Source organism: Asticcacaulis sp. MM231 (assembly GCF_964186625.1).
GTDB lineage: Bacteria > Pseudomonadota > Alphaproteobacteria > Caulobacterales > Caulobacteraceae > Asticcacaulis.
In genome coordinates this window covers 1,075,836-1,089,110 of sequence record NZ_OZ075108.1, presented here as the reverse complement: position 1 = coordinate 1,089,110, position 13,275 = coordinate 1,075,836, and the positions used below count along the sequence as shown (strand labels likewise).

The 13,275-nt window shown below is 59.4% G+C and carries 14 protein-coding genes and 1 riboswitch; of the genes, 9 read left to right on the top strand and 5 right to left on the bottom strand.

The genetic code is table 11. The features are described from left to right. Nucleotides 1-6 precede the first annotated feature (6 nt). Nucleotides 7-217: riboswitch (cobalamin riboswitch) on the bottom strand. Between the two features lie 148 nt (nt 218-365). From ABQ278_RS05345 to ABQ278_RS05330, 4 genes are all read left to right on the top strand, one after another. Then, nucleotides 366-1,490 carry an acyltransferase gene (locus ABQ278_RS05345; RefSeq protein WP_349321556.1) on the top strand — a complete coding sequence of 375 codons (1,125 nt, stop codon included), beginning with the start codon at nt 366-368 and terminating at the stop codon, nt 1,488-1,490. Nucleotides 1,491-1,669: 179 nt separating this feature from the next. Beyond that, a complete protein-coding gene (gene efp / locus ABQ278_RS05340) occupies nt 1,670-2,236 on the top strand; it encodes an elongation factor P (RefSeq protein WP_018080833.1) in 567 nt (188 codons plus the stop codon). 113 nt (nt 2,237-2,349) lie between these two features. Then, entirely contained in the window at nt 2,350-3,150 is an 801-nt protein-coding gene (locus ABQ278_RS05335; protein WP_349321555.1) for an inositol monophosphatase family protein, read from the top strand. 112 nt (nt 3,151-3,262) lie between these two features. Then, nucleotides 3,263-4,213, top strand: coding sequence for an SMP-30/gluconolactonase/LRE family protein (locus tag ABQ278_RS05330; RefSeq protein ID WP_349321554.1), 951 nt, complete (start codon nt 3,263-3,265; stop codon nt 4,211-4,213). Here ABQ278_RS05330 and ABQ278_RS05325 read toward each other — a convergent pair. The 3 genes from ABQ278_RS05325 to ABQ278_RS05315 all read right to left on the bottom strand — a co-directional run bounded on the left by ABQ278_RS05325 (nt 4,210) and on the right by ABQ278_RS05315 (nt 6,958). Continuing rightward, on the bottom strand, nt 4,210-4,647 hold the full coding sequence (locus ABQ278_RS05325) for an SRPBCC domain-containing protein (protein ID WP_349321553.1): 438 nt from the start codon (nt 4,645-4,647) through the stop codon (nt 4,210-4,212). The two genes, ABQ278_RS05330 and ABQ278_RS05325, sit on opposite strands and share 4 nt — an antisense overlap. Then, the gene (locus ABQ278_RS05320) at nt 4,637-4,975 is read right to left on the bottom strand and encodes a helix-turn-helix transcriptional regulator (RefSeq protein WP_035423247.1); all 339 of its coding nucleotides are present in this window, start codon (nt 4,973-4,975) and stop codon (nt 4,637-4,639) included. The genes ABQ278_RS05325 and ABQ278_RS05320 overlap by 11 nt, the downstream gene beginning before the upstream one ends. Before the next feature lie 132 nt (nt 4,976-5,107). Then, on the bottom strand, nt 5,108-6,958 hold the full coding sequence (locus ABQ278_RS05315; protein WP_349321552.1) for an ABC transporter transmembrane domain-containing protein: 1,851 nt from the start codon (nt 6,956-6,958) through the stop codon (nt 5,108-5,110). 139 nt (nt 6,959-7,097) lie between these two features. Here ABQ278_RS05315 and rpmE point away from each other — a divergent pair, with 139 nt between their 5' ends. The 5 genes from rpmE (at nt 7,098) to ABQ278_RS05290 (ending at nt 9,765) form a co-directional block, all read left to right on the top strand. After that, nucleotides 7,098-7,322, top strand: coding sequence for a 50S ribosomal protein L31 (gene rpmE, locus ABQ278_RS05310; protein ID WP_018080839.1), 225 nt, complete (start codon nt 7,098-7,100; stop codon nt 7,320-7,322). 133 nt (nt 7,323-7,455) lie between these two features. Further along, nucleotides 7,456-7,869, top strand: a complete 414-nt coding sequence (locus ABQ278_RS05305; RefSeq protein WP_349321551.1) for a hypothetical protein — start codon at nt 7,456-7,458, stop codon at nt 7,867-7,869. A 4-nt stretch (nt 7,870-7,873) separates the two neighbouring features. Then, on the top strand, nt 7,874-8,767 hold the full coding sequence (locus tag ABQ278_RS05300) for a DUF3445 domain-containing protein (RefSeq protein WP_349321550.1): 894 nt from the start codon (nt 7,874-7,876) through the stop codon (nt 8,765-8,767). Between the two features lie 60 nt (nt 8,768-8,827). Continuing rightward, the gene (locus ABQ278_RS05295) at nt 8,828-9,292 is read left to right on the top strand and encodes a hypothetical protein (RefSeq protein ID WP_349321549.1); all 465 of its coding nucleotides are present in this window, start codon (nt 8,828-8,830) and stop codon (nt 9,290-9,292) included. Between the two features lie 89 nt (nt 9,293-9,381). Further along, nucleotides 9,382-9,765: a hypothetical protein gene (locus ABQ278_RS05290; protein WP_349321548.1), complete on the top strand. Its 384-nt coding sequence runs from the start codon at nt 9,382-9,384 to the stop codon at nt 9,763-9,765. 68 nt (nt 9,766-9,833) lie between these two features. Here the strand turns inward: ABQ278_RS05290 and ABQ278_RS05285 are convergent, their stop codons facing one another. Together ABQ278_RS05285 and flhB are read right to left on the bottom strand one after the other, a co-directional pair. Next, nucleotides 9,834-11,999: a cell cycle histidine kinase CckA gene (locus tag ABQ278_RS05285; RefSeq protein WP_349321547.1), complete on the bottom strand. Its 2,166-nt coding sequence runs from the start codon at nt 11,997-11,999 to the stop codon at nt 9,834-9,836. A gap of 198 nt (nt 12,000-12,197) precedes the next feature. Continuing rightward, the gene (gene flhB / locus ABQ278_RS05280; RefSeq protein ID WP_349321546.1) at nt 12,198-13,274 is read right to left on the bottom strand and encodes a flagellar biosynthesis protein FlhB; all 1,077 of its coding nucleotides are present in this window, start codon (nt 13,272-13,274) and stop codon (nt 12,198-12,200) included. Nucleotide 13,275: the final 1 nt, after the last annotated feature.

Sequence of the window (13,275 nt, the reverse complement as noted above, 5' to 3'; positions counted from 1 at the left end):
CGCCCGTGGTTGATATGCGACCGGGGCAGGTCTCCTGGCTCACGTATCATCGCTCCGAACCGACCTTCCCAGGCTGTCACCCAGTGGCTATTGCGGTTCGCAGCTCCTCGCTCACAGTTGCGGGAACAGCGCCGGATTTCCCTATGACGGGGCACCGGCTTCCCTCTTAGCTCCCGGCGCAAACCGGCACCGGCAGACCTCAGTCAACGTCAAAACTATACCGTTACGGAAACCAAGTCAATAATCATATAAAGATATCTTTATATGATTATACAAATAATCTCGCACTTGCGAGAAGAAGCCGTTGACGGGCCTCTTCAATTCCTGTGTTTGTTAGCGATACGTAATGCTGCCAAGAGATCATGATGTCCGAAAAGCCCGCCACAGAGCCCATATTCGGTCTGGATTTCATCCGCTTTTTTGCGGCGTCGGCCGTCTTTTTCTATCATATGGGTTTCAAGTTCTTCGTTTTCCCGATCCATACGCCACAAGGGCACGATCTGCTGACGGTTATGCCTGGCTGGGCATCGCAGGGCGGATGGGGATGGGGCTGGATCGGGGTCCAGATCTTCTTCGTGATCTCGGGTTTGGTGATTGCCTATTCCGCCGAAGGGAACACGCCTTACGCTTTCTTCCGCAGCCGCGTGGCGCGTCTTTTCCCGGCTATGTTTATCTGCGCCACCCTGATGGCGGTGATCGCTCTCGTCCTGAACTACTTCCCGCCCGCGCAGCTTGCCTTCCTGTGGCTGAAAAGCGTGACCTTCTTCCCGATCGGTCCATGGATCACCGAGCAGATATGGACACTTCCCGTCGAAATCGCCTTCTATGGCCTGATCTGGCTCATGATCCTGACGCGGAACCTGAAACATCTGGAGCTTTTGGCCTATGTTCTGGCCGGTTTAAGCCTGATCTACTGGCTGATTTTCACCTTCTCAGGCGCGGAAGATCCCTTTATCCGCCTGACGCAACTCACGCTTCTGCAACCCGGCTGCTATTTCGCCCTCGGCATGTTGATTTTTATCGTCGATCGCTCCGGCCTGACGCTTCCGCGTCTGGCGCTCGGCTTCGTATGTGCCGTCACCGCCGTTTTACAAATCTACGCGACAGCGCGTATCGAACGCGAAGGCATGGCCCTGCCCGATGTCACGGTGCTCGCCTACATCATCTGGATAGCAGCCATGGCCATCATCATCGCGTCCCTGCGCTGGAAGAGCGCCATCGCGGCCGCTCTCAAACCCTACGCGCTAGTGATCCGCACGCTCGGCATGATCACCTATCCGGTCTACCTCATCCATATGCACACTGGCATCCCGGTCTATATTTTCTTGCTGAAAGCCGGCTTTCCGGCATTTGCAGGACTTGTCGTGACCTATGTCATGACTCTGGCCGTGGCCCTCGTCATTACCTTATGGCTGGAACCACCGCTGCACCGGCTGGTCAATAGCTGGTTGAAAATAGCCGGCGATTTGCTGCCCGCAAAAGCCGCTTAGCCCGCCTAACCGGGAAGGCGGGCCATCCTCTATCCGACAGAGGGTTACAAGTGCGCCCTGGCCACACCTTGCGGAATTGGCAAGGCCCAGGCCGCGAAGTTTCCTGCCCCCTTGCCTTTCGCAGTCGTTGCGCGTAGTAACGCCGCCAACCTATTCTCCTCTTTGACAAGTCGTATTCCATGAAAATCAACGTTAACCAGATCAAGCCCGGCATGGTGCTCGAATATCAGAAGGGCCTCTGGTCCGTCGTTAAATCGCACCACGTAAAGCCCGGCAAGGGCGGCGCCTTCGCCCAGGTCGAACTGAAGAACCTGATCACCGGTACCAAGCTCAACGAACGCCTGCGCTCCGAAGAAACCGTCGAGCGCGTCACCCTTGAGCAAAAAGACCACCTCTATCTCTACACCGAAGGCGACATGCTGGTGTTCATGGATCAGGAAAACTACGAGCAGATCTCCCTGCACGAAGACTGGGTCGGCGAAGACCAGATCCAGTACCTGCACGACGGCATGGTCGTCACTCTGGAATTCCACGACGAACGCCCGATCTCGATCACCCTGCCCGACACCGTCGTGCTCGAAGTGGTCGAAACCGAGCCCACCATCAAGGGCCAGACTGCCTCGTCGTCCTACAAGCCCGCTAAGGCCTCTAATGGCATGCGCGTCATGATCCCGCCGTTCATGGGCGTGGGTGAACGCATCGTCGTTTCGACCATCGACGGCGAGTACATGAAGCGCGCCGATTAATTCTTCCCCTCCCCTGCAAAACGGCAACGCCGTTGTGGGGGAGGTGGCCAGCTTGCCTGGCCGGAGGGGGCTTCCCCCGCAATACATTGTAAATCCAGTTAAGAGGCCCTCCCATGGTTGCCGTACTTCAATCCTCACTCATTCAGGTTATGGTCGGCGCGGTGCGCAAGGGCTGCAAGGGCGTCGCCCGTGATTTCGGCGAAGTGGCCGAACTGGTGGTTTCCAAAAAAGGTCCGGGTGATTTCGTCACCGCCGCCGACAAGCGCGTCGAAGCCGCGCTGAAGGAAGAACTGCTGCGCGTCCGTCCCGGCTACGGCTTCCTCGGTGAAGAATTGGGCGAGGTCATCGGCTCCGACAAGACCCACCGCTGGATCGTCGACCCCATCGACGGCACCACCAACTTCATGCACGGCATCCCGCACTTCGCCTGTACCGTGGCGCTGGAGCGTGATGGCGAAGTCGTCGCCGGCGTGACCTTCAATCCGGTCACCAACGATCTTTACTGGGCCGAAAAGGGTAAGGGCGCCTTCCACAACGACCGCCGCCTGCGCGTCAGCCAGCGCAAGAACCTCGATGAATGCCTGATCGGCACCGGCCTGCCCTTCATCGGCAAGCCTGGCCACGCCCAGGCACTGAAAGAACTGCATCAGATCATGCAGCGCACCGTCGGCATCCGCCGCAACGGCGCCGCCTCGCTCGACCTCGCCTATGTCGCTGCCGGTCAACTCGACGGCTTCTGGGAACGCGGCCTGAAGCCCTGGGACATGGCGGCCGGTCTGCTCTTTATCCAGGAAGCCGGCGGCAAGTTCGGCTCGATCGACGGTGAAGGCAGCCCGCTGCATAGCGGCGATTTGATCTGCGCCAATCTCGACCTCTATCCGGTGCTGCTCGACAAACTCCACCTGGCTAAGTAGCAGGGGTTTGGCCCCTGCCGCCCGGCATCTCAGCGTGCAACGACGAATGGAATGACTTGACGGCGGGTGATCTTCATGACGCTATTCTCTCAAAAAACAGAGAGAAGACGCCATGAAGATCACTCGCCGTTTAGCGCTGATGAGCGCGGCCGCCGCCTTCGCCTTGCCGTCCGTGGCAAACGCTAACAGGGTCGTTGCGCCTTCGCCGCGCTCCGGTCCAGGCGCCATTCTTGGCGAGGGACCGCTGTGGTCACCGCGCGATAACACGCTCTATTGGGTCGACATTCGCGGTAAAAAACTGCACGCCCTGCGCCTGGCCGATAACAGCGCACAGAGCTGGGATATGCCCGACCTCATCGACTGGATTGTGCTGCGCCAATCGGGTGGCTTCCTCGTCGGCATCCTGCGCACGGTGCATACGCTGACGCTTGAGCCGTTCAAACTGACTCCGCTGTTCGAGATTGAGGCCGACAAGACCGACAACCGGCTTAATGACGCCAAGGTGGATGCCAAAGGCCGGCTGTGGACCGGCACCATGCATATGCCGTTCAACCAAAAGACCGCCGCGCTCTATCGCATCGACGCCGACCTGAATGTGCACCAGACGGATGCTCCCTATCTTTGCACCAACGGCCCTGCCTTCTCGCGCGACGGCACGCGCATGTATCACAACGAAACCAGCGAAGGCCTCGTCTATGTCTTTGATATGGCGGCCGATGGATCTTTATCGGGCAAGCAAGTCTTCACCAAGTTTGCGGAAGGCGTCGGCTCGCCGGACGGCCTCACGGTCGATGCTGACGATGGCATCTGGGTGGCGCACTATAACGGAAGCCGGATCAGCCGTTATACGCCCGATGGCAAGCTTGATTTCGATATCCGGATTCCGGCGAAACAGGTTACCAGCGTGACGTTTGCCGGCGCTGGACTTGATCGCCTCTTCGTCACCACCGCCGCCCAGCCGCCGGTGGATGCCGATGATCCGCAGGCCGGCACCTTGTTTGAGGTGCCGACCCTGCTTCTGCGCGGTCACAGAGGCCTGCCGACCAACGCCTTCGCCGGTTAAGCCGTCACAAGGCTTCCATCGAGATAACCGAGGATTGCCGTCCAGCCGCCAATATGACCATCGCGCGCCTGCTCGCTGCGGAACTTCACTTGTTTCAGGATAATCTCGGTCTGGCCGGGAACGGGCTCATCGAAGTCGATCGTCACCACGCTGTCATCAAGCGAATGCGGCGACTCCCAGGTGAAGGACAGACGCGAGAAGGGCGTGATGTCGAGATAGGTGCCGGAATGCGGAATTTCGCGCTCTGGCGTCACCATGACGATCATAAAGCGACCGCCCTTCACCGGATCGGTGGTGACGTTACGCGCCTCGACGCCATCGGCGGCGGTGCGCATGAAGGTCGCCAGCGTCACCGGCGAAAGCCAAGCGTTAAAGACGATCACGCGTGGTGCGGCGATGGTACGGGTTACAGTCAGTTCAAGTTCATTCAGCATTTTGCTCATCCTTTGAAACAAGTAGATTGTCCAGCGCCGCAAGGCGCAGTTCCCAGATAGATTTCAGTTTCCCGAACCAGCTTTCGGTCAGGCTTAACCGTCCGAGTTCGGCCGCGATGAAGTGCTCACGACCCAGGGTCTTTCGGGCGACAAGCCCCGCCTCTTCCAGCACCTTGATGTGCTTGGAAACGGCATTGAGGGACATGTCGAAATGCGCGGCGAGCGCCGTCACTCTCATCGCCCCCTCCTGAACCAGAAGCGTGAGGATATGCCGTCGCGTGGTGTCGCCAACAGCTTTCAGAATGCGTGACAGATCATCGTCGTTCATATATTCACCCATAAGGTTGAATATATGAATACAACCCAATAGTCAACCATTTGGATGAATATAATGATTGGGGCACAAAATTCCCTTTCCCTGTTCAACCGAAGAAGGGAAAGAGATCGATATCTTCGCGCCCTAGCTGTTAAACTGCAGGTGCGCCAGACGGGCATAGAGGCCGCCGCGCGATACCAGTTCGTCGTGGGAACCGATATCGACCACGCGCCCCGCCTCCATCACCACAATGCGGTCAGCCTTGAGCACGGTGGCCAGACGGTGAGCGATCACCAGCGTGGTGCGCTCGGACATGGCCTCGTTGAGCGCGATCTGCACCAGACGCTCATTTTCGGAATCGAGCGCGGAGGTGGCTTCATCGAGCAGGAGAATCGGCGCCTGGCGCACCAGGGCGCGGGCGATGGAAAGGCGTTGCTTCTGGCCACCGGAGAGCGACTTGGCGCGTTCGCCGAGCGGCTGCTTGAAGCCTTCCGGCAGGGCCTCGATAAAGGCGCGCGCCTGCGCCTTGTCCGCCGCCACGCGAATCTCGGCATCGGCGGCATCGGCGCGGCCAAAGCGGATATTGTCCTCAGCCGAGCCGGAGAACAGCGCGGCATCCTGCGCCACCAGCGAAAGGCGTTCGCGCACCGCCTTCGGATCCGCCTTGCGGATATCGACATCATCCAGCTCGATAATGCCGGAGCTATAGTCATAATAGCGCAGCAGCAGCTTGAAGACGGTTGATTTCCCGGCGCCCGAAGGCCCAACCAGCGCCACCGTCTCGCCCGGCTTGACCAGCAGCGAGAAGCCATCGAGCACAAGCTGATCGGGGCGTGACGGGTAGGCGAAGCTGATATCCTGAAAACGGATTTCGCCGCGCGCCGGCACGGGGAGCGTCAACGGATGCGCCGGCGTGGTGATGCCGGGTTCGGAGAGCAGCAGTTCGTCGATACGCATCATGGCGCCGGCAGCCTTCTGCACATCGCCCCAGGTTTCATTGAGATTGGCCACCGAACCGCCTGTCAGAATGGCCAGCATGACGAACTGAACCAGCGTGCCATTGCTCATGCGGCCATGCAGCACGTCCTGCGCGCCCAGCCACAGCACGAAGGCGATGCCGCCGAAGACGAGCGTGATCACCATGGCGGTCATGGTGGCGCGGGTAGCCATGCGGCCGACCGAAGTGCGGTAGGTCTGCTCGACGCCCTCATCAAAGCGCTTCTGCGTGAAGGATTCGCGCACGAAGGCCTGAACCGTCTCCAGCGCATCAAGCAATTCGCTGGCAAAGCCGACGGCGCGGGCGAAAGCATCCTGCGTATCACGCGTGGCGCGCCCCACCTGCCGGCCAAACGTGATCAGGGGCACCAGCACGAACGGGAAGACGCAGAACACCAGCAGGGTCAGTTTCGGGCTGACGAAGCTCATGATGATCAGGCCGGCGACAAAGGTCAGCAGGTTGCGCAGGGCGATCGAGATCGACGACGAGACCAGGGTTTCGATGATCTGGATATCGGCGGTGAGGCGCGAAATCACCTCGCCGGTGCGGATTTTGAGGAAATAGGCCGGATCGAGCTTGAGGATATGCGCAAAGACATCCTCGCGCAGATCGGCCACCACGCGCTCGCCCATTCGGGTGATGAAGTAGTAGCGCAGGGCGGTGGCCAGCGCCAGCACCAGCGCCACGCCACCCAGCACCATGAACCAGCCATTGAGCACGACGATATTGCGCGAGCCAAAGCCCTGATCGATCAGTTGCTTGGCAACGAAGGTCATGGCGGGCGTGGCGGCGGCCGACAGCAGCAGGAAGGCGATCATGGCCGCGCCAGTGGCCTTCTGCTTCAGCAGATAGGGCACCAGCCGCACCAGCGGCCGCAGATTGCGCGTCTTGCCGCGGTTGCTGGCGTTCTGGTGGATGCTGGCGACCAGTTCAGCGCCGGAACTCGGGCGATCGGTGGGCGCGGCGTCGGTCGGGGTCTGCGGGGATGAATTGGCCATATTCCCGTTCTTACAGAGGAAAGGGTTGCGCCACAAGGAAGCTTGATGTATGAGCGCCACCTTCGGCTTTACTCCAAAGCCTCAACGCTTTTTTCGCGTCCGCACAGATGCTGGCCGGACGTACTTAAGGAACAGATCGATGAAAAAAGAAGGTCACCCCGATTACCACTGGATCACCGTCACCCTGACCGACGGTTCGACCTATCGCACCCGTTCGACCTACGGCAAGGAAGACGCCGTGCTCAACCTCGACATCGATCCGCGCACCCACCCGGCCTGGACCGGCGGCACCGGCGCCATGCTCGACCGCGCTGGCCGCGTTTCGCGCTTCAACAACAAGTTCGGCGGCTTCCTCAAGAAGTAGGTGTCACGGACACCTCTGGAATGTGTCAGAGTTTGAAAATCCGGTTTGGGGCAACCCGAACCGGATTTTTTGTGCTCAATTGTCAGCCTCATCTTACTATGGCATGGTCGGTCGGTCCAACGGGGGAGCTTCTATGCAACGCTTGCTTTTCATAGCCATGATGGGGTTTTCCCAGTTCATACCTATGTCGGCGCATGCAGCCATTGTACAAACTTTCCCCATTACGGAAGCCACTGACCGCGGCATAGATGGGTGCGGATATGCTTTTACTTTGCCCGCCGATTATCGTGACGCGAAAATGTTCGTCTTCGTGAACGATGGCGACAAGGGCATAGTGAAAATTGATGGTCAGATCCTTGATCTCGTTTCTGCCGATAATCAGGGAAAAGGCTCATATGAAAGCCGGGATCGCAGCATCCTTGTTGAGCCTCAGGTTCAAATCGGTCAAAAGCAGGGGATGGAATTATGGGATGTCACCGGCAAACTCGTCTTCACGATCAATGGCAGGCAACAAAGCCTGAAGGTCAAAGGTAGCATGGGCTGCTGACACAATGACTGAACGCCCTTTCCACACTCCCTACGACGGCTCGCACAAGCTATTCACCATCGGCGTCAAGCCGCTCGATCCGGCCGACTGGATCGATGTCGACGACAAGCTTCTGGCCTATCTCGATGAGAAGGACCGGCTGGCCGAACGCGTGCCGGAGAAAATTTTCATAGCCGAACTCGGCAGCGAGGACGCGCAGGCCGAGGTGCTGGCCCTGCTGGCCGATCACTTGCCGCAGCGCTTCCCCGACATCTATCAGCGGCTGGGGCCGCAGATAGATATCATTCCTGCCTTCCGCCGCGTGCGTATGGATACGCCCTACCCGCCCCTGCTGATCGCTGGCGGGCTGGTGCAGGAAGATCTGGTGCTGATGCGCAGAGGTGAGGATGGCTGGCGGCTGGCGGCCGGGCATCTGTGCTTCCCGTCATCGTGGCGACTGCATGAGAAGTTCGGCAAGGCCCTGCAGGACATACACGCGCCAGTGCCCGATTTCGGCCGCGATACCCGCAACGCCAATGTCATCGAGCGCATGTTCGACAATCTGCGTCCTGAACAGCCCGTCATGCGCTGGAACTGGTCACTGCACGCCGACGACACCCTGCATCATCCCGATTCTGCGGGCCAATGGCGGTTTGGTGACGAAAAAATCGACACGCTCTACTTCCGGCTGGAGCGCCAGACCCTGCGCAAGCTGCCAGAGAATGGCGATATCCTCTTCACCATCCGCATCTATCTCGACCCGCTTGAGGTGATGGAACAGCAGCCCAACGCCGCCGATCTGGCGCGCGCCCTGATCGACCAGTTGCGCGCCTATTCGCCTGCCCAGCTTGACTACAAGGGCCTGACACTGGAACGCGATCGTCTGATCGCGCGCCTGGAAGAGATCGCCACCGCCTGAGCCACATTGTTCGCTTACAAAAAGCCATGATAGCCTCGTGCAAACCTTTGCGGAGACCCCATGTCGAAGCTTGCCATACCCATTCTTATGTGGGCTTTCGCCCTCACCGGCTGTCACCAGCCGACAGCGGCGGAAAAAGCCGCCGGCGCTTTCACCGTCGACAATCTGCAACCGGGTGACGGCGCCGACCTGACGGGCTGCATCACCAGGGTGGGCCGTGCCGGGGTGACCGGCGCCCGCATCTTTATCGAGGATTCGCTGCAAGGCGGCGCCAACGGCTATATCCGCCTCAATGGCCAGTTGACCAGGGTCACCATGGTGACCGGCGGGGCCGATGCAGTGCACAGTATCCGCAGCTTTGTCGATACTACGAAAGCCCTGTCCGTCGTTGAGTCTTATAATATCGGTGAAGCCGCTGCCGGCACGACCGTGCGCCCTGTCACCGGCGAACTGATCGTCACCTGGAAAGGCGGCACCCAACGCATTCCTATCGGTGGCGCGCGTAACTGTATTGACGCGCCGTAGTCGATCAGTTCCATCCGTGGTATGCTTGATGCTATGTATGGGAGGGGAACACGCAATTTCGCAAACTATGGCTGTGCGGAGCTTTGCTCTTGCCCAATAGCGCGACCGCCGCGACTTTTCACATTGATGACATTTTCCCCGGTGAAGGTGTTGAAAGTGATTGTTTTACCGTGTCTCACAGAGTGAATGCTAAGCCACCTTCCGGTCAGGATAAAGTGCTGAATATTTTCGAAAGCACTGGTCACTACGCTTTCATCAAAATAGATGGCCACATCCATGAACTTAGTTATGCGCCAAACACGGGCGGCGACAGTAAGGCAACCGCTTATACGGCTGAGAACCTTCTGGTCACGGAAAACCATATCGTGAGTAAGGTCGAAAAAGCTATCGACGGCAATACCTACTACCTTAAAGGCAGCCTGACCGTAGCCTATAAGGGCCAAAGCCAGAACTCTCAAGGTGCAAGGTATTGACTACTGTTACAACGGACCCGACTAAGTGGAGCGGTTGAGCCCGTCAACTTCGCGACAATTGGTAGTTTTTATGCAGCGAGTTGTTCTTTGACCCGCTCCGCCAGCGTTTTGATATCGAGTGGCTTGGGCAGGAACGAGATGTTCTGCTCTGCCTCCAGCAGGTCGGAGAACTCCGATTCGGCATAGCCCGAGATAAACATCACCGGCACATTGCCCAGGATCGGACGCGCCAGCTTGAGCATCGATGGACCATCCATGCCCGGCATGATGACGTCGGAGATCAGCAGGTCGAAGCGGCCATTCTCGGCTTCGATAATCGCCAGTGCCTCCTCGCCATCCTCGGCTTCCAGCACCTCATAGCCGCGCTGACGCAGCAGGTGCGCCGCGATGCCGCGCACGATCTGCTCGTCCTCGACAAACAGGATGCGGCCAACGCCCGAAAGGTCCTTCGGCACCGGCTTGGCGGCGACCGGCTTCGGCTCGGCGCGTTCTTTTTCGGTCTCGATCCACACCGGCAGGAAGATGCGGAAGGTCGCGCCCTTGCCCGGCGGCGATACGATGGTAATATTACCGCCGGCCTGATTGATGATGCCGTGGACGGTCGACAGGCCAAGGCCGGTGCCCTCCCCCAGCGGCTTGGTGGTGAAGAAGGGCTCGAACACCTGCGCCGCGATCTCCGGCGGAATACCGGGGCCGGTATCGGAAACTTCGATCAGGGCAGCGCCCTGCGCCGGTGCTTCCGGCCAGCCATACGCCTTGGCCTCTTCCTGCGTCATGGCCTCGGCACGGATATTGACCCGGCCGCCACCCTGGGCGCGCATAGCGTCGCGTGCGTTGACCACAAGGTTCATCATGACCATTTCCATCTGCCCTTTATCAACGTGGACATTGGGCAGGTTGCGGCCATAGGCGGTTTCCAGCTTGACGTCTTCGCGCACCAGACGGCGCAGCAAAACCTCGGCCTCGGAGACCATTTCGCCGACATTGAGCGTGACGCGCTTGACCGTCTGCTTGCGGGCAAAGGCCAGCAGGTTGCGCACCAGATCCTCGGCGCGGGCGATGATCTGCCGAATACCGTTCAGGTCTTCGTAAGACGGATCACCGAGCGGGTGATTGAGCAGGAGTTGGTCGTTGCGGAACTTGAAGCCGGTCAGGAGGTTGTTGAAATCGTGCGCCATGCCGCCGGCCACCTGACCGATGGCCTGCATCTTCTGCGACTGCACAAGGGTTTGTTCGAGCTTCTTCTGCTCCGACACATCGAACAGATAGAGGCTGAAACCGCCGGCGACGTCCGATACATAGATCTGCACGGCGCGCTCGGACTTGACCGTCAGGCTGATATCGAACGGCCCGCTCTTGCCGGTGCCCAGTTTTTCTTCCAACGCGGCGCGCGAGTTCTCGGTGACCAGATCGCCGAATTCCATACCGCTCAGCTTGTCCGGCACCTGTTCAGTCAGGGCGGCGAAAACCGTGTTGAAATCCTTGACGCGGGCGGTGAAAAGCTCATCGCCCATCACCAGCGCGGCACCAAACGGGGCGGCCTCTGCAAAGGCGTCCATCACCGCCGCGGGCATATCGCTGCGCACGACCGATGTGGCCTCGTCCGGCAGGAAAGCGTCATCCTGCACGGCGAGCGGGTTTTCATGCTTGAGCATCAGGCCGTTGCCGAGCACGCCCTGGGAAGCGGCGCGCACCAGTACGAGATCTTCGCCAAGGCGCGACACCACCATTTCGTAATCGAAGCTGCCAAGGCGGACGAGCGCGCGGCCAATGCCCTGCGCCCTCGCCTCACGCAGCGCCACGAACAGCGCCGGGGCGTGTTCGCCCTGCGGCAAACGTTTGGCGCCGCCGCCGGCATCCTGCCAGGCCGGATTGACCGCCAGCACATGACCATCGAAGGAAGCGATCGCCGCGGGCTCGCTTAAGCACTTGACGATATCGAGCGCCTTGAAGCCTTCCTTGTTGAGAATATCTTCGTCGGAGGAAAAGGCGAACATGCCCATGAAGACGACGCCAGCAAAGGCGACAACGATAATGGCGAGCACGACGCCGACCGGCAGGCGTCCGGCCACCAGCCAGACGGCGATACAGGCGCAAACCACGATGACAGCCACGATGCCGAGCGTCCAGGCATTGGCCACGTTTTTCAGGTTCGGCACAGCCTTGAAGCCACCGGTCTTTTCAGATGTTCCGGCCTTGGCGTCAGCCGGCTGGGTGATCGAGGTTGCGGACAAGGGGGCACCTTTCAGGAAACTAAAACGCGGACTGGATGAGAGCGCTTGACGCTATCAGGCAGCGAATCACCGCCCGATATTAGCCCATTTTAGATACTGTGCGCAGTTTAAGAAAACCCAAGCTATTGCAAAGGCTTGACGCGTCATCTTTTCCACACCCGCAGGGGATAAGCACGCCCAGGCCTGTGCAGACTTTGATCAGAACCCGCGCTTTTTGCGGGTGATGACGAAGCTGATCAGCTTGGCCACGGCGGCGAAATGCTGCTCGGGGATGACATCGTCGATTTCCATACTGGCAAAGAGGGCCCGCGCCAGCGGCGGGTCTTCGACGATCGGCACATTGTGTTTGCCGGCTTCTTCGCGGATTCTCAAGGCCACGGCATCCATGCCCTTGGCGACGCAGACCGGCGCCGACATTTCGCCCATCTCGAAATGCAGGGCCACAGCGTAGTGGGTCGGGTTGGTCACCACCACCGTGGCGGTGGCGACGTTCTGCATCATGCGACGGCGGCCCTTTTCCATGCGGAGTTGGCGCAGCTTCGCCTTGATGTGCGGATCGCCTTCGGTCTGCTTGTATTCTTCCTTTTGCTCCTGCTTCGACATTTTCATGCGTTGCAGGAAGCGGAACTTTTGCAGAGCGTAATCGGCCGCGCCTTCGACGAACAGGAAGATACACACGGCCAGCGCCAGGGCAATGGCCGCCTCATGGATATAGGGCAGGATGAGCAGCGGAGAGGCGTCGGCCAGGGCCAGCATGTCGTTCAGGCGGTTTTTCACCACCAGATAGACGATGAAGCCGGTGACGATGAGCTTGAGCAGGGTCTTGCCGAAGGTGATGAAGGCATCGACGCCGAACAGGCGCTTGAGACCGGCCATCGGGTTCAGCTTGGTAAAGTCAGGCGCCAGTTTTGACGGGGTGAACATCAGGCCGGTCTGCATGACATTGCCAAAGACACCCAGCGCCATGGACGCGCCCATGACCATCAGCAGCACGGGGATGATATCCATGATAACGGCGCGCGCGATGGCGAGGCCGCCGTCACCTTCCAGAGAATTCAAAAGCTGATCGGGATGGGCTAAAAAGGGCAGCAGATCGACCGTTAACGAGCGGCAGATGTCCGGCCCCTTGATGGCGACGATGGCGCAGGCACCGATCAGCGATAAGGCTTGCGGCAGGTCTCCGGATTTGGCGACATCGCCTTTTTCCCGAGCCTGCTGGAGTTTACGTCCCGAGGCCTCTTCTGTTTTGTCCTCGGCATCTGTTTCATCAGCCATG